Below are 16,454 nucleotides of genomic sequence, written 5' to 3'. Positions count from 1 at the left end.
CGAATAATTGTCTATTGCTAGCAATAGACATTAATCCAACCATACGGAACTTCCCATGTCCGCCGTTTCGCCTGTCATCCTGCTCAACTCAATCGACGATGTCGCGGTCGCTCGCGTGATGATCCGCGCCGGCAGCCCGACCGGCATCGACGGCTTGATTGCTGCAGACCAGATCCCGCGTGGCCATAAGGTGGCGGTTCGCGACATCCAGGCCGGCCAGGAGATCCGCAAATTCGGCCAGCCGATCGGCGTCGCGACACAGTTCATTCCGGCCGGCGGCCACGTCCATCTGCAGAACCTGGCGGTGATCGAATCCGATCATCCCTATCAGTTCAGCGTTGATATCGAAGAGACCGGCATGCTGCCGCGCGAGGACTGTCGGACCTTCATGGGCTTCGACCGCGGCGCAGGCGGCGTTGGGACGCGCAATTTCATCGGCATCATCACGACGGTCAATTGCTCGGCAACCGTCTCGAAATATATCGCCGAACATTTCAATCGCACCGGCGGGCTCGAGGGCTTCGACAATGTCGATGGCGTGGTGGCGCTCACTCACGGCGGCGGCTGCGCCATCAACACCCAGTCGGAGGGCTATCGCTACCTGGCCCGTACCCTGCAGGGCTATGCGCGGCATCCGAATTTCGGCGGCATCCTGATGATCGGGCTTGGCTGCGAAACCAATCAGATCGCGCCCATCCTGGAGCATTACAAGCTGGAGGAAGGAAACCGGCTGCGCACCATGACGATCCAGGATCTCGGCGGCACCCGTAAGACGATCGCCGCCGCGTCGGAGATGATCAAGGACATGCTGCCGGAGGTCAATTCCGCCACGCGCACCGTCCAGCCGCTTTCGGGCGTCAAGCTCGCCCTGGAATGCGGCGGCTCCGATGGCTATTCAGGCATTTCGGCCAATCCGGCGCTCGGCTATGCCTCCGATCTCCTCGTGCGAAATGGCGGCACCTCGGTTCTGGCGGAAACGCCGGAGATCTATGGAGCGGAACACCTGCTGACGCGCAGAGCGGTCACGCCCGCGGTCGCCGAAAAGCTGCTCTCCCGGATCGACTGGTGGCGCGACTATACCCGCCGCAACGGTGCGGAGCTCAACAACAACCCCTCCTACGGCAACAAGCTCGGCGGATTGACAACGATCCTCGAGAAGTCGCTTGGGGCCGTCGCCAAGGGCGGCTCCATGCCGCTGAAGGCCGTCTACGAATATTCGGAGATCGTCGATGAACCCGGTTTCGTCTTCATGGACACGCCCGGCTATGATCCCGTTGCCGTCACCGGCCAGGTCGCCGGCGGCTGCAATGTGATCTGCTTCACGACGGGACGAGGCTCCGTCTCCGGCTTCAAGCCGGCACCCTGCGTCAAGATCGCCACCAATACCGAGATGTACAACCATATGCGCGAGGATATGGACATCAACTGTGGCGACATCGTTAGTGGCGACGACACGATCGAGGCGGCGGGCGAACGTATCTTCGAGGAAATCATCGCCGTCGCCTCCGGCAAGAAGACGCTGAGCGAGACCTTCGACTATGGCGACAATGAATTCGTCCCCTGGCAGGTCGGCGCCATCACCTGATACCGCCGCGCATTAGAGGATGAAACTGTATTCGTCCGGCTGATAATGGTCGCGGATATAAGCGGCACGCGCCTGCACATTGGGCTGCGAATTGCTGATGTGATCGCGCATGGCTTTGCGAAGTCCCTCCTCGTCCCGCTTTTGTACCATCTTGAAGACACCGATATGCTCGGACAGGAAGGGCTCGTATTCCGGCCTTTTGATGCGGCTGCCGATGATGTGCTTGCTGAGGGTCAGGATGCAATGCGTCCGCTTCAGGATGCTCAGGAACTCCTTGTTCGGGCAAGCCTGCAAGCTGCGCAGATGAAGGTCCAGTTCCAGTTCGTACATGGTCGAGGCCGATACATCGGGGTAATCCGCGAGCGCCAGCACCAGCCGTGAAAGCATCCTATCGACATGTTCGTTCGAAAGTCCGCCCAAGGCGCTTGCGAGCGCCACCGGCTCGATTTGCTCGCGCACCTCGTAGAGGTCGCGAATGCGCTGGCTGTCCAGCGGTACGATCGACCAGCGGAAATTATCGTCCTTCTCAGTGATGCCAAGCGTTTCGAGTTTCAGCAGCACATCGCGTGCTACCCCGCGCCCGACGCCGAAATGCCGCGCGAGCTCGTTTTCATTGATGCGATAACGGCCGAAGAAGGAGCGATAAACAACGATGCTTTCGACATCTTCATAGAGCGCCTGCCAGGCGAAGATTGGCCTGTCGTCATCCTCGGCGAACAATTTGCCAAGATAGTCCGCAAGTTTGATCCGCTTCGGAAGAGTCCCCGTCTTGCCGACAATAAAACCGCGACCGTCAAACCGTGTGATCAATCCATCCTCGAAGAGGAGCTGCAGCGCCTGGCGTACCGGCGCCCGGCTGCTATCTATCAGGTCCGCAAGGGCAGCCTCGGTCAGCACTGCGCCCTCGGGCACCGTCCCATCGAGAATCTCGGCCTTCAGCCGCCCGAAGAGCTCCTCATAGAGACTGGTTTTGCGCGAACCGCCATTCCCTAACCGTGATATGCCCATGTCGTCCCATGTTTCGCGTCCGAGTCTGTAACTTCTATGGAGAGCATCTCGCTAACAATAGAAGCGCAACGATTCCAAAGCGGCTCCGATATCTGAGCGAAAATTCGATTGCCTTCCTCACCGTGTTTAGAACCACTGACGTAAATATCCATAACACGCTTTCGATACCTTCACGAAAATCCGATATGGCTGGTCGGGCTCGAAACTCGCCTAAAAGCAAGTCGCGCCCGGCATGTCCTGGATTTCGGCTTCAATCGTTCAGTTGCCCTCGAGCTTCTTCGGCTCGATTACCAGATTTCGCTCATCCAGAGGCGTTATCCGGATATTTTCACTGAATAAGAGACGCCAAGCCGATACCGATCATGCATATCAGCAGCCCCGCAGAGACGAAAAACAGGACCAGAGGTGTATAATTTGACATCAGGTCCTCCTTTCGAAGTCACGCTGCGTGTCGCCGTGGAGGGAAAGCAAATTACCCTTTCTGGGTATTGAAGCGGTTCATGGCATTCCGCTCCTCACCAGAACCGAACGAAGGCTCGCCGTCTAAATCTACGCGGGCGTGCGCTTTTGGTTCCGCGAATCGTCGGGATGTTTAGGCTAATCCATCTCACTCGCCTCCGTAGCCGCAGATCCAATGCCAATCCTTGCCGAAGGGCGAAAATTCCCATGGCCGACATATCAGCCAAGGGAATGCCTCCTGCCGATAGCTGAAGCCTATCCAGAGGCAGCCTATCATCGGGACCCACCGATCGACCCTGCCATCTCTCGATCACCCAATGCTTCGCTGCCTCAGGACGTATAATTTCAGGAGCGCTTCGCACGGCATGATCTTTCATTGTGCAGCCGTCGATTGAAACATCATTGCTCGATCTAATAATCCATTAAAAATATAGATTAAGACAATTGATATTGCCGACGACCCACGAGGACAGATGTCTTACGCCCTGAGTTTTCTCGACAAGAGCCCGATTGATGGCGCCGAGCGGGCGTCGCAAGCATTGCAGCGCAGCCTGGCGCTTGCCAGACGAGCTGAAGAATTGGGCTATCGGCGCTTCTGGGTTGCCGAGCATCACAACTCCCCCAAACTTGCAAGCTCTTCCCCCGAAGTATTGATCGGCTACCTGCTGGCACATACGAGGCGCATCCGTATAGGCTCCGGCGGCGTGATGCTGCAGCATTACAGCGCCTACAAGGTTGCCGAGAACTTCAACCTACTGGCGGCGCTAGCGCCGGGACGTGTCGACCTTGGGGTCGGCAAGGCCCCGGGCGGGCTTCCGCTTTCGACCGGGGCTCTTCAGAAAGCATACGATCCTGCGCGCAAACCATCGTTCGAAGCGCAATTGGCCGAACTGGATGGCTTCTTGCGGCACGAACAGGGCACGGAAGGCAAGGCAGAGGACCTTGCCGCTTTTCCAGCACCCGACGAGCCGCCCGGCCGCTTCCTGCTCGGCGCGAGCCCCGATAGCGCGAGATTGGCCGCTCGTCTCGGCTGGGGTTTTGTCTATGCGGGCCACATCCATGGTGACGATGAAGCGATCTCGCAATCGCTGTCGGCCTATCGACAGGCGGGTGGCAAGACTGCACTGCTTGCGGTCAGCGTGGTCACAGCGCAAACGACCTCGCTTGCCGAGGGTCTCGTCGGCGACACGCGCCGGTTCCACCTGCAAATCAAGGATGGACAAAGCGTCAATGTCGGCAGCCGCGAGCAGGCGCTCGAATATGTCCGCCAGGCAGGCGCGACCGACTATCGGATCGAAGAGAGAAGTCCACGCGTCATTCGAGGAACGCCGGCCGACGTCCATCTGGAGCTGCAGCGCCTCCACAAGGGATTCGGCATCGAAGAATTTGTGATCGACTGCCCGGTCTCCGAAGGTGCCCACCGCCTCAACACCATCGAATTGCTGGCCGGCACGCGCACGGCCGCTGCGGCCTGATTGGGAGGCGATCCAAGATGACATCGGCAAAATGACATGGGAAAGAATGCCGTGGTAACCAGAAGAGATTTTCTGAAGAGTTCAGCGATTGCTGCTCTGTCTCTGTCTGCCGGACTGCAAGCGTCTGAAACGCTGGCGGATGACAAGCCTGCGCGCGGCGGGTCCCTGATCTGGGGCGTCGAGACAGAACCGACCACGCTCAATCCGCATCTGAACGGCCAGGCCAAGGCGAAACTGGTTCTGCGCAATGCCTACGAATGCCTTCTCGCCCGCTCCCCGGATGGCGGTTATGTGCCTTGGCTGGCGAAAGACTATACGGTATCCGAGTATGGCAGGACCTATACCTTCAATCTCCGCGATGACGTGAGTTTCAGCGACGGGGAGAAATTCGACGCTGCAGCCGTCGTAACGAACTTCCAGAAACTGAGGGAGCCAATCTATTCCGGCAGCATCAGTGCCGGCCACGTCTCACATATTTCCGAGGCAATCGCGCTCGATCCTCATACGGTCGTACTCAAGCTCAACGATGTTTATGCCCCTTTCCTCGATGGCGCGACCAGCATCGAGATCATCTCACCGAAATCATTCTCATCACCGCAGCTGAAGGCAGGCGGGCCTGACATTGCAGGCACTGGCCCTTTCATCCTCGATCGCTATGTCAAAGGTCAGGAAATCCGTTTCGTTCGAAACGCGGCCTATAATTGGGCTCCCGGCAATGCCGGTCATCAGGGGCCGGCCTATCTCAATGAAGTGGTCTATCGCTTCCTGCCTGAATCGGCGGTTCGAACCGGCGCACTCACCTCCGGCCAGGTGCATGTCATCGAGGGCATTTCCGGCAATGACGCAGCACTTTTCCGCGACAATCCCGATTTCACCTATCAAAGTGCACTGAATACCGGCACGCCTTATACGCTTTACCTGAATGTCACCAACACCTCGACGAGCGAGGTCAAGATACGCAAGGCCTTTCTGGCAGCGATCGATGTCGAGCGGATCATTCAGTCCGTCTACCGTGGTGAGCGCAAGCGCGCATGGGGTGTCCTGACGCCTGCAGACACGGATTTCTACGACAAGAGTATCGAGGGCAGCTATGGCTTCGATACCGAGCTTGCCAACAGATTGCTCGACGAGGCCGGGTGGACGAGCAAAGACGGCGACGGCATCCGGATGAAGGATGGCAAACGGCTGACGATCGAGATCGTCCAGTCGCAGGCGACCTTGCGGGACCAGCGCGACGTTCTTCTCGAGGCCGTCCAGGCACAGGCCAGACAGAATGCCGGCATCGATGTCGTCTTGCACTATGTCGACGCCGGAACCTATGCCAACAGGCAGAACGACGGCCAATACGGCATCATTCCGAACTCCACCACGACGCAGGAAAACGGCCTTACCCTCTATTTTCACTATCTGCCGCGTGAGAAGGGCGGATCGATCAATTACAGCCGCACCGTGGCGCCTGAAATATCCGCCTGGCTTGCCGAGGGCGCCTCTACGCTCGACGTCAAGAAGCGCTTCGATATCTATTCGGCGCTCCAGCGTTTCGCACTCCGCGAGCAGGCGCTCGGCCTGCCGCTCTATGTTCCCGAAGATCAGATTGCAGCAACGGCTGCCGTCAAGGGAGCGGGATTCCGTCCCTTCAAGCGCCTTCCCGAAAACGCCTACGACATCTGGCTCGATCAACCAGCCTGAGCGGCGGCTATTGATTATTTCAAGGAGATACTCGGAAATGCTTATGCGCAGACATTTTCTTGGCCTGACGGCAGCCATGCTTGTGACGGGGGCGCTGCCGAGCCTTGGCATGGCTGGGGACGGCACGCCGATCAACGGCGGCAAGCTGACATGGGGCGTCGAGACGGAACCGGCCACGCTCAATCCGCAGCTCAACGGGCAGGACAAGACCAAGCTGCTGCTGCGCAACGCCTATGAGTCGCTGCTGGCGCGGACTGCAGATGGCGGCTACGTTCCCTGGCTTGCAACCGAATACAAGATCGCCGACGACGGCAAGACCTACACGTTCAAGCTTCGTGACAATGTCACCTTCACCGACGGGCAGAAGCTTGATGCACAGGCAGTCATCACCAATTTCACCAAGCTCAAGGACGCGGCCTATAGCGGCAGCGTGAGCGCCGGCCCGGTCTCGCGCATCGTCGAAGCAAAGGCACTGGACGACCATACCGTCTCCTTCACGTTGAACCAGGTCTATGCGCCCTTTCTCGATTATGCCGCGAGCCTGGAAATCCTTTCGCCCGCGGCCTTCAATTCGACGCAGCTGAAATCCGGCGGACCGGAGATCGCGGGAACTGGTCCCTTCGTCCTGAAGCGCTATGCCAAGGGACAGGACATTCAGTTCGTCAAGAATCCAGCCTATAACTGGGCACCCAAGACGTCGGCTCATAATGGTCCGGCCTATCTGGACGAGGTGACCTACCGCTTCCTGTCCGAATCTTCCGTTCGGACCGGGGCACTCACCTCCGGCCAGGTCGACGTGATCGAAGGGATCGCCGGCAACGATGCCAGCCTTTTCAAGGACAATTCGGACTTCAGCTATCAGACGGCCCTCAATACCGGCACGCCCTATTCGCTGTTCCTCAATGTCACCTGGGGACCGACCCAGGATCTCAAGGTGCGCAAGGCTCTGATATCAGCGATCGACGTCGATGCGGTGCTGAAAGCCGTCTATCGCGGAGAACGCACCCGCGCATGGGGCATCACATCGCCGATCGATCCGCAATTCTACGACAAGAGCATCGAGGCGGCATATAAACCCGATCCCAAAGCGGCAAATGCGCTCCTTGACGAGGCTGGCTGGAACGCGCGGGACGCCGATGGCTTCAGGACGAAGGACGGCAAGCGGCTGACCATCGAGGTCATCCAGGCTCAGGCGACGGTGCGCGATCAGCGTGACGTCCTGCTGCAGGCCCTGCAGGCACAGGCACGCCAGAATGCCGGCATCGACCTCAAGATCGTCTTCGTGGATGCCGGCACCTATACCGATCGGCGCAAGACCGGTCAGTTCGGCTCGATCGCTAATTCCAATACGCCGACGGATGCGATCGACATCGAGTATCACTATCTGCCGCTCGATAAGGGCGGCAGCATCAATTACAGCCGCGCCTTCGCACCCGAACTGTCGCAATGGCTGAACGAGGCCGCTTCGACGCTGGACCAGAAGAAGCGCTTCGATCTCTATTCGAAGCTGCAGCGCTTCGCCATTCTCGACCAGGCCTATGCCCTGCCGCTCTACGAGCCCGAGGACCAGGTGGCGGCTGCAAGCTATGTGAAGGGCATCAGCTTCCGGCCCTTCAAGCAATTGCCGGAGAGCGCCTACGATATCTGGCGCAGCGAATGAACCGTACCGTCAACACATATCCCCGACAACGCGAGCCGTCGGGGCGGTGGAGGAGTGACCGAGCATGAGTGCTGACAATACGACGGCTTTCGAGCAGAGCCCTTCGGCCTGGTTTTCGCGCAGGCGCCGGCTGAAGCGCAACAGCCTGACATCGCAGATTCTAGTGCGGATTGGATCAGCCATTGCGGTCCTATGGGCAGCGGTGACGCTGAGCTTCATCAGCATCCATCTGGCGCCCGGCGATATTGTCAGCCTGTTGATCGGCGAGCAATTGCGCACGCCGGAGGTAGAAGCGGCCATCCGCCTCGAATGGGGCTTGGACAAGCCGTTGCTGGCGCAATACCTGACCTATCTCCTGCGGGTTCTGCACGGCGATTTCGGACGGTCCTATATCCTGCAGACGGATGTTTCCGGCCTCGTTTTATCGCAGATGCTGCCGACATTGAAGCTTACTGCAGCCGCTCTCGTCGTTGCCGTCGTCTTCGCCGTTGCCAGCGCTCTGCTCACAGCCGGCAAGCGCTTGCCCCGCAGCATCGCGGGCAGTCTTGAACTGATCCTCATCTCGACGCCGTCCTTCTGGCTCGGCATCCTATTGCTATTCGTCTTTTCATTCACGCTGAAGATCTTTCCGGTGGCCGGTGACCGGACGTTTTCGGCGCTGGTCCTGCCGGCGCTCTCGCTTGGCCTTTCGCTCGGCGCCGTCATCGGACAAGTGCTGCGCCAAGGGCTCGAACAGGCCCTGGAAGAACCCTTCATGCTGACGGTCAAGAGCTGGGGCGCCAATGACTTCGTGCTGAGGCTGCGTCACGGCTTGCGGCACGCCGCACTTCCCGCCGTGACGCTCGCCGGTTGGCTTGTCGGTAATCTGCTGTCCGGCGCCGTCATCACCGAAGCGGTGTTTGGCAGGCCCGGGCTTGGGCGGATTACAGTCGACGCCGTGCTGACGCATGACCTGCCCGTGGTGCTCGCCGTCGCCATCCTGTCGGCCTTCATCTACGTCATCCTCAGCACGCTGGTCGACGTGCTTTACCTTCTGCTCGATCCCCGCCTGCGCAATCAGAGTGCGGAGGTCGGCCATTGAGCATCTCCTCTTCTCCCGAACAGGAAACCGATCAGCGCCAACAACGACTTTATTGGCGCGTCGCAAATCCCGGGTTTACCCTTTCGGCGATTTTCCTGCTGCTGGTGGCGATCGCAACCATCTGGCCACAAGTTCTGACCACTGCCAATCCGATCGCAGCCGATCCCTTGCAGGCACAGCTGCCGCCGTCGACGCAACATTGGTTCGGCACGGATCATCTCGGCAGAGATGTCTTCTCGCGGGTTGTTTACGGCGCGCGTTACTCCATCCTCATCGGCGTCAGCGCCGTCGCCATCGCGGCGATCGTCGGAGCCTTTCTCGGGCTTCTGTCGGGCCTTGCCCGCGGTCTCGTCGATGAGGCCATCTCGCGCTTTCTGGATGTAATTTCGTCGTTTCCGGACCTGCTTTTGGCTCTCGTGCTGATCTCCTTTACAGGACCCGGCACGGTCAACCTCATCTTCGCGCTCGGCCTTGCCTCCGTGCCGCGCTTTGCGAGGGTCGTGCGCGCGCAGACCTTCGTGATCGCCAAAAGTGGTTACGTGGAGCAGGCAAGAACATTCGGGCTGAGACGCAGCGTGCTGGTGGCCCGCCATATCCTGCCGCATGCGCTCGCCCAAGTGCCTATCCTGGCGACGATCGGTCTCGGGACCACGATCATACAGGCCGCAGGCCTGAGCTTTCTCGGCATGGGTCCGCAGCCACCCGCCCCGGAATGGGGAGCAATGCTGGCCGAGGCACGCAATTATCTTCGCGTGGCGTGGTGGATCGGCGTCTGGCCAGGTCTCGCCATCACGCTGACGGTCATCTCCATAAGTGTGCTTGGAAGACGCTGGCAACTTGCATTTGAAGGCAGGAGGCCATCGTGACACCGGTGCTCGACATCCGCAATCTGACGATCGGCTTTCCGCGGGATGGCCGCGACAACAGGGTGGTCCACGGCTTCGATCTGAGGATCGACAAGGGCGAAGCCGTCGCGCTTGTCGGAGAATCCGGCTCCGGTAAATCGGTGACGGCGCGCTCGATCATCGGCTTGGCCGGGCCGGATGCTGTTGTCGGCGCCGACCGTTTCGATGTCGACGGAAACGATGTTCGCGACTTCGATGAAAGGCAATGGCAGCGCCTTCGCGGCGAAAAAATCGGCTTCGTTCTTCAGGATGCCCTTGTCTCCCTCGACCCGCTGAGGCGGATTTCGCAGCAACTGTCCGACGCCTTCGGCGGGCGCGGTCTCTTTCGCCGGCCCGATCGGCGCGAAGACAGCCGCCTGCTGCTGCAGTCGGTCGGCATCCCCGATCCGGATCGGCGGCTGCCGCAATACCCGCACCAGCTTTCGGGCGGCTTGCGCCAGCGCACTCTTATCGCCACGGCAATAGCACGCGGGCCTTCACTGCTGATTGCCGACGAGCCGACGACGGCGCTGGATGCGACGGTTCAAAAGCAGATCCTCGACCTGCTGCTCGAACGACGCAAGGCCGGCCATACGCTGCTCCTGATCAGTCATGATCTGGCCGTCGTCTCCCATCTTGCCGATCGCGTGCTTGTCATGAACGACGGCCGGATTGTCGAAGAGGGTTCGACGGAACAGATACTGAAGAGCCCTCGCCATCCCTATACACGGCAATTGCTGGATGCCGTGCCTTCGGCCGCCTCTAAGGGGTTCCGGTTATCGCCAGCATCCGTCACACAGGCGGAGAGCGAGCTGGTGCAAGCCGCCCCGAGACCCAATGCATGGCAACGCGTCCCCTTGCCTGCAAAAGCAATCGATCGCCACCACCACATTCTGTCAGCCCGCAATCTCGTCAAACGCTATGGCGGATCGGACGGCATCTTCGCCGTCAACGACGTCTCCTTCGACCTCGCAGCCGGCGAAGCCCTCGGCATCGTCGGTGAATCCGGTTCCGGCAAGACAACGGTCGCGAAGATCGTTCTTGGCCTTGTCGAACCGGATCATGGATCGGTTCGTCTTGACGGCGGCGGCTGGAGCAATGTCACCGAGGCCGCGCGCCGCGCCAGGCGCTCCAGCATGCAGCTCATCGCACAGGATGCGCTCAGTTCCTTCGATCCGCGCTATACGGTCGAGAAGATCATCGGCGAAAGCCTCGATAGTGCCGGCATCTTCGGCGCCGCGCGCCGCGAACGCGTGCTTGAGGTGCTCGACGCGGTTCGTCTGAGCGAGGCGTTCCTGAAGCGCTATCCACGCGAGCTTTCCGGCGGCCAACGTCAGCGCGTCGCCATCGCACGCGCCTTTGCGCCGCGCCCGCGTCTTCTCGTGGCCGACGAGCCGGTCAGTGCGCTCGACGTATCGGTGCAGGCGCAGGTGCTCGATCTTCTGGCCGAACTTCAGGCCGCATCCGGAACCTCACTCCTCTTCATCTCCCACGATCTCGGCGTCATCCATCACCTGACGGACCGCGTTCTCGTGATGAAAGAGGGACGCATCGTCGAAGCGGGCGCGGTGGAGGATGTCTTCACCAAACCACATCACAGCTACACTCGCACGCTTTTGGAAGCGGTTCCGGCCCTGCCCTGAAAAGCACAATTCCAACACCGGCCGAGGCCGGAATTTCAAACGATCAAGGAAATTCGCGATGACCCACAATCGTCCCCGACGCCTGAAGACATTCACCGGAGCGAGCAGCGTCATTTCCGCCGGAAACGACACAAGCCCCGTCACCGGCATCAAGCGTGCCGTCGAGCTCGCCCGTAAGGCGGAAGCGGAAAAGATCACCGGGCTGTTCACGGCCGATCTGCTCCATATCGACCCGGCGGGACTTGCCGGAACCGCCGGCATTCAGGAGCCGATCATCGCTCTTGCCGCCTTGAGCCAGGTGACCTCACACATCGGTCTGATCGCCACCGTCTCCACCACCTTTCACTATCCCTACAATCTGGCTCGCCAGATCGGCACGCTCGACCATGCAAGCGGCGGGCGCGCCGGCTGGAATGCCGTGACCTCCTCTGTCGGCGAAGAGAATTTCGGCGAGACGTTACCAAGCCCGGAGGAACGCTATGAGCGGGCTGCTGAATTCATCGAAATCGTCAATGCGCTTTATGATGCCAATGAACGCAATGCCGCCGAACGCAAGGCGTCTGGTGCAATCGGGATCGATCCGGCAAAATTCCATCCGATTAACTATCGCGGCAAGCATTTCCAGGTCGACGGTCCCTTGAACGTGCCGCCTTTGCCGCAGGGCCGCCCCGTCCAGTTTCAGGCGGGCCAGTCGGAAGCCGGTGTCACCGTCGGCGCGCGATATGCCGAGGTGGTCTATACCTCGCAGCCCAAGCTCGAGGATGCCATCGCTTTCGCCACGGAACTGCGGCGTCGCGCGACAAGCTTCGGGCGCGCAGCCGGCCTCCCCTTCATCATGAATTCCTTCCATTCGGTGATCGGCGATTCCGATGCGGATGTCGCAAGACGCCTGAAGGAGAAGCACGAGCGGATCGACTACGAACAAGGCCGCCTGAAACTGGCGGACATGCTCGGCGGCGATCTCGATCTTTCCGAACTGCCGCTCGACAAGCCCTTGCCGGAGGCACTCCTGCCTGAGGTCACCAGCATCAACCGGCGGCGCGGACGCGTGGAAATCTTCCGCCGCTATGCGCGTGAGGGACTGACCCTGCGGCAGCTCATCATTCAGGCGCAGGAAACGGGCCACTGGTCGGTTGCCGGCACGCCGGAGCAGCTTGCCGATGCGATCGAGGAGCGCTATCGGAGCGGCATTCTTGATGTTCTCTCCCTGCATGGCTTCGGCAATCCGGATCAGGAGGATCTGCTGGTGAACGGGCTGCTGCCCGAATTGCGGCGGCGGTCGATCATCGACACCGATTATGTCGGAGACGATTTCCGCTCTAATCTGGAACTTCCGCCCTATGTAGCCGCAGACGACGCGTTGAACTCGGCCAGGCGCGCCTGATCCGTTCCCGGCCATTGGTCGCAACATCTTGGGGTAAGCCTTTGGGTCGGTCGCCGCCGAATGAATCGAAGATCGTCATGCGACCAGAGCTAGCATTCTCAAATGGGGGAACAAGGGGGAGCCGACCGTGCTTTGATGGCTGGAAGCCTCACTTCGATCGGGGCTTCAGCTGAAACCAGAAGTAACCGTAGGGCTGAAACATAATCGGATAACGATGCTTGCCCACAGCCGGAAATGCCGTCTTCCCAAACAGCTCCTTGGGACGACTGCCTGAATATGGATGTAAGTCGAGCATGGCAGCCTGAGCGATATTTGACAGGTTCGCGACGCAGAGAACACATTCACCGTCATATTCTCTAACATATGCGATGACGGCCGGGTTTTCCGTACTCACAAAGCAAATCGCGCCCCTTGCGAAGGCTTGATGCGCCGATCGGATTGCCAGGATGCGACGGACCCAGTTCAGAAGCGAATGCGGGTCCTTCTCCTGTGCGGCGACATTGATCACCTGGAAGCCGAAACGGGGATTATCGATGAGCGGCAGTGCGAGGGTCTTCGGATCGCCGCCCGAAAATCCGGCATTTTTGCCGCTGGACCATTGCATCGGTGTGCGAACACCATCTCTATCTCCCAAATCGACATTGTCGCCCATGCCGATCTCATCGCCATAGTAAAGCACCGGGCTCCCGGGCAAGGAGAACAACAACATGTGGAGAAGCTCGACGCGACGCCGGTCCTGATCCATGAGCGGTGACAAGCGGCGCCGGATGCCGAGATTCAATCGGGCGCGTTCGTCGGAAGCATAGGTGTCCCAAAGAAAATTGCGCTCGGCCTCGGTGACCATTTCCAAGGTCAGCTCATCATGGTTTCTGAGGAAAATGGCCCACTGGCATTCCTCAGGGATGCCATCGGTCTGCTGCACCATGGTGATGATCGGTTGGGAATTTCCCATTGCAACCGCGGTGAATATTCGCGGCATCAGCGGGAAGTGGAAGGCCATGTGGCATTCGTCCCCTGTTCCGAAATAATCCCGCGCCTGATCTGGCCATTGGTTTGCTTCTGCAAGGAGTATGACGCCGGGGTGGCTCGCCTCAAGCGTCTTTCTGATGTGCTTCAGCAGCCTGTGCGTTTCAGGAAGATTCTCGTTATTGGTGTTTTCTCGCTCCACGAGATACGGAACGGCATCGAGGCGAAAGCCGTCCACGCCGAGATCGAGCCAGAAGCGCATAATATCCAAAACCGCTTCGATGACGGCAGGATTGTGATAGTTCAGATCCGGCTGATGGGAGTAGAAGCGGTGCCAGAAATAGGCGTTCGCAACCGGGTCCCAGGTCCAATTGGATCTCTCGCTGTCGACGAAAATGATGCGCGTTTCCGCGAACTTGTCGTCCGTTTCCGACCAGACGTAGAAATCCCGTTCCGGAGACCCGGCCGGCGCGTCTCGGGCACGCTGAAACCAGGGATGCTGATCAGAGGTATGGTTGAGAACCAACTCCGTAATGACATGCATGTTGCGGGCATGGGCCGCCTCCACGAACCTTCTGAAATCGTCGAGCGTGCCGAATTCCGGGCTGATGCTTTCATAATCGAGCACGTCATAGCCGTCGTCACGGCGGGGAGATGGATAAAACGGCAAAAGCCAGATCGTGTTGACACCTAGCGATGCCAGGTAATCCAGTTTGCGCGTCAATCCGTCGAAATCGCCAAATCCATCTCCATTGGCGTCGAAGAACGACTTCACATGGAGTTGGTAAATGACGGCATCCTTATGCCAGGATGCATAGCGAAGCTCGCGTTCGGTTTCGCTCAATCGGCAGCTCCCTCGGCAACCATTGTTTCGGTCAGGCGCGACAGATTCTGGCCACAAAACTAATACTGCCTGTCGCCTCTTCAAGATTGCCTAGGGGAAATCTACAGCCCGATGCCGATGTTCGCCTCCATGACGGGGAACATGACGGCAGCTCGCTTGTTCGGATTCCAGCGCCGGCAAGCTCAGCCTTTCGGGGTTGCTGGCGGCACCGCGAATTTCAACGAGGAATGCAGCAATGCCCAAAGTTAAATCGAAGAAATGGTCACGGCGCGTCAATGAGACCAGTGATGCTATGGACCTGAAGAAAGGCGTATTCAACGAGCGCAGCGCCAAGAAAATTGCCGATTCACTTAAAGAATCCGCCGAAAGCAGCGACCGCCGCAAATCCAGTCCGTTTAGATCCGCCATGTCGATGTTGAACTTCTATATCAATCGCGCGGGCGATCAGCTTTCGAAATCCCGGCGCGCAACGTTGGAGAAGGCAAAAACCGAACTCCGCAAGGATTTTGGCCGCGATCCGTGAGGCTCGCAATCCTTCTTTGGCTGGCGTCGGCAGATCAATTGCCGATGCCGGGATATTGGCTTTCGCTCAACAGTCGTGCGAGATGGGCAGTATTGCGTGCCAGCATGTTCACTGTGCTGGTGACCTTGTCTGGAACTGCCTCCAGATCGATGAAATTGGTGCTACCCATTGCCTCCCCTACCCAATAGACGACAGCGTTGGCCGGGATCGTGAAACCGACATCATTCAAGGCCTGATAGATTTCCGCGGAGACATGATGAGCGCCGTCTTCGTTGCCGACGACTGCCACGGCGGCGACGCGACCATACGATACCATCCTATGCTGTTCGTCCGTTTCTGACAGAAAGGCATCCATACGTTCCAATGCGCGTTTTGCCACGCTCGACGGCTGTCCCATCCAAATTGGGGTGCCGAAGATCAGAATGTCGGCCGCAAGGATCATCCGGCGGATGCCGGGCCATGCATCCGCCGCACCCTCGTTCGATTTGACACCCGGCAGAATATTGTGGTCGGTGAGACGGATCGTCGCCATCTCCACCTTCTCCTTCGCAAGAGCCTCTCCCACAAGAGAAAGCATTCGATCCGTCGAGGATGTTTCGCTGGAGCCGGTCTTCAAGGTTGCGTTCAGTGCTAAGGCTTTCAGAACCATGATCGTGCTCCTCGTTTAGTCAACGATCCCAACATGGGAAAAAGACTATGGTTCCCGAAGGAGCTCAGCATGCGGATTTTAATCCCTTACTTTAGCCGGCGCGGGACCCGAAAACCATGATACTGTCGAAGATGACCCCTACTTTCGGCCCACCATTTCGAGCAGGATGTCCAAGCCGCGCTGATATTTTGCAGCGTCCTTGCCTATCTGCTCGCTTTGCCAAAGATTGTCCTCAAGGTCGGCCCGCTTGACGGGCCAAGCCAACGCATTCGCTGCCGCACGATGGATGAATTGCTCGTCCGGCTCGCCCGGCCGCCGCGTCAAGGCATCGACGGCAGATAGAATCCTTGCCGGGAAGCCCTCTTCTTTCAGGCGATCGAGCGTCCACCCTCTTCCCTTTTCGACAACATCATGAAGATATGCAACCGTACGGGCCTCATCACCGGAAACCAGCAGCGCGACGCGTTGGCAATGTTCAAAGAAAGGCCGTCCAGTCTTGTCCGTCTGCCCTTCGTGAGCCTCGAGCGCGATATGGATGGCTTGGTCAAGATGTTTCACGGTAAGGGCTTTCCGGGTCGTTGATATCCCGTGCTGGAGGATTAGC

The 16,454-nt window shown here is 59.1% G+C and carries 12 protein-coding genes and 1 pseudogene; 9 read left to right on the top strand and 4 right to left on the bottom strand.

Annotated elements, in window-relative coordinates:
• The first annotated feature begins 55 nt into the window (after positions 1-55).
• Positions 56-1,585: a UxaA family hydrolase gene (locus PH558_RS28270; protein ID WP_095437592.1), complete on the top strand. Its 1,530-nt coding sequence runs from the start codon at positions 56-58 to the stop codon at positions 1,583-1,585.
• A 12-nt stretch (positions 1,586-1,597) separates the two neighbouring features.
• Here the strand turns inward: PH558_RS28270 and PH558_RS28265 are convergent, their stop codons facing one another.
• The gene (locus tag PH558_RS28265) at positions 1,598-2,593 is read right to left on the bottom strand and encodes a GntR family transcriptional regulator (protein ID WP_285207850.1); all 996 of its coding nucleotides are present in this window, start codon (positions 2,591-2,593) and stop codon (positions 1,598-1,600) included.
• A 932-nt stretch (positions 2,594-3,525) separates the two neighbouring features.
• Between PH558_RS28265 and PH558_RS28260 the strand changes: the two genes are divergently transcribed.
• The 7 genes from PH558_RS28260 (at position 3,526) to PH558_RS28230 (ending at position 12,868) form a co-directional block, all read left to right on the top strand.
• Entirely contained in the window at positions 3,526-4,527 is a 1,002-nt protein-coding gene (locus PH558_RS28260; RefSeq protein ID WP_285207849.1) for an LLM class flavin-dependent oxidoreductase, read from the top strand.
• 51 nt (positions 4,528-4,578) lie between these two features.
• Positions 4,579-6,216, top strand: coding sequence for an ABC transporter substrate-binding protein (locus tag PH558_RS28255; RefSeq protein WP_285207848.1), 1,638 nt, complete (start codon positions 4,579-4,581; stop codon positions 6,214-6,216).
• 37 nt (positions 6,217-6,253) lie between these two features.
• Positions 6,254-7,876 (top strand): ABC transporter substrate-binding protein, encoded by a 1,623-nt coding sequence (locus PH558_RS28250; RefSeq protein ID WP_285207847.1) that lies wholly within the window; start codon positions 6,254-6,256, stop codon positions 7,874-7,876.
• A 64-nt stretch (positions 7,877-7,940) separates the two neighbouring features.
• A complete protein-coding gene (locus tag PH558_RS28245; RefSeq protein WP_285207846.1) occupies positions 7,941-8,957 on the top strand; it encodes an ABC transporter permease in 1,017 nt (338 codons plus the stop codon).
• The gene (locus PH558_RS28240) at positions 8,954-9,823 is read left to right on the top strand and encodes an ABC transporter permease (RefSeq protein ID WP_095437586.1); all 870 of its coding nucleotides are present in this window, start codon (positions 8,954-8,956) and stop codon (positions 9,821-9,823) included. The genes PH558_RS28245 and PH558_RS28240 overlap by 4 nt, the downstream gene beginning before the upstream one ends.
• Positions 9,817-11,484: a dipeptide ABC transporter ATP-binding protein gene (locus PH558_RS28235; protein ID WP_483314204.1), complete on the top strand. Its 1,668-nt coding sequence runs from the start codon at positions 9,817-9,819 to the stop codon at positions 11,482-11,484. Before PH558_RS28240 ends, PH558_RS28235 begins: the two co-directional genes overlap by 7 nt.
• A 58-nt stretch (positions 11,485-11,542) precedes the next feature.
• Entirely contained in the window at positions 11,543-12,868 is a 1,326-nt protein-coding gene (locus tag PH558_RS28230) for an NtaA/DmoA family FMN-dependent monooxygenase (protein ID WP_285207844.1), read from the top strand.
• A gap of 163 nt (positions 12,869-13,031) precedes the next feature.
• Here PH558_RS28230 and treS read toward each other — a convergent pair.
• Positions 13,032-14,678: pseudogene (gene treS / locus PH558_RS28225) on the bottom strand (maltose alpha-D-glucosyltransferase); the annotation flags it as partial.
• A gap of 235 nt (positions 14,679-14,913) precedes the next feature.
• Between treS and PH558_RS28220 the strand changes: the two are divergent.
• Positions 14,914-15,201, top strand: a complete 288-nt coding sequence (locus tag PH558_RS28220; RefSeq protein WP_095437582.1) for a DUF3175 domain-containing protein — start codon at positions 14,914-14,916, stop codon at positions 15,199-15,201.
• A 34-nt stretch (positions 15,202-15,235) separates the two neighbouring features.
• Here the strand turns inward: PH558_RS28220 and PH558_RS28215 are convergent, their stop codons facing one another.
• Both PH558_RS28215 and PH558_RS28210 read right to left on the bottom strand, forming a co-directional pair.
• Positions 15,236-15,850: a flavodoxin family protein gene (locus PH558_RS28215; protein ID WP_095437581.1), complete on the bottom strand. Its 615-nt coding sequence runs from the start codon at positions 15,848-15,850 to the stop codon at positions 15,236-15,238.
• A gap of 138 nt (positions 15,851-15,988) precedes the next feature.
• Positions 15,989-16,408 (bottom strand): metal-dependent phosphohydrolase, encoded by a 420-nt coding sequence (locus tag PH558_RS28210; protein ID WP_285207843.1) that lies wholly within the window; start codon positions 16,406-16,408, stop codon positions 15,989-15,991.
• Positions 16,409-16,454 lie beyond the last annotated feature (46 nt).

This window comes from Rhizobium pantanalense, from assembly GCF_030182525.1.
Classification (GTDB): domain Bacteria; phylum Pseudomonadota; class Alphaproteobacteria; order Rhizobiales; family Rhizobiaceae; genus Rhizobium.
This window is presented reverse-complemented; position numbering and strand designations above follow the sequence as displayed.

Coding starts and splice junctions, on each gene's coding strand:
- PH558_RS28230 (WP_285207844.1), top strand. CDS start 11,543: ATGACCCACAATCGTCCCCGACGCCTGAAGACATTCACCGGAGCGAGC.
- PH558_RS28265 (WP_285207850.1), bottom strand. CDS start 2,593: ATGGGCATATCACGGTTAGGGAATGGCGGTTCGCGCAAAACCAGTCTC.
- PH558_RS28260 (WP_285207849.1), top strand. CDS start 3,526: ATGTCTTACGCCCTGAGTTTTCTCGACAAGAGCCCGATTGATGGCGCC.
- PH558_RS28220 (WP_095437582.1), top strand. CDS start 14,914: ATGCCCAAAGTTAAATCGAAGAAATGGTCACGGCGCGTCAATGAGACC.
- PH558_RS28270 (WP_095437592.1), top strand. CDS start 56: ATGTCCGCCGTTTCGCCTGTCATCCTGCTCAACTCAATCGACGATGTC.
- PH558_RS28250 (WP_285207847.1), top strand. CDS start 6,254: ATGCTTATGCGCAGACATTTTCTTGGCCTGACGGCAGCCATGCTTGTG.
- PH558_RS28245 (WP_285207846.1), top strand. CDS start 7,941: ATGAGTGCTGACAATACGACGGCTTTCGAGCAGAGCCCTTCGGCCTGG.
- PH558_RS28215 (WP_095437581.1), bottom strand. CDS start 15,850: ATGGTTCTGAAAGCCTTAGCACTGAACGCAACCTTGAAGACCGGCTCC.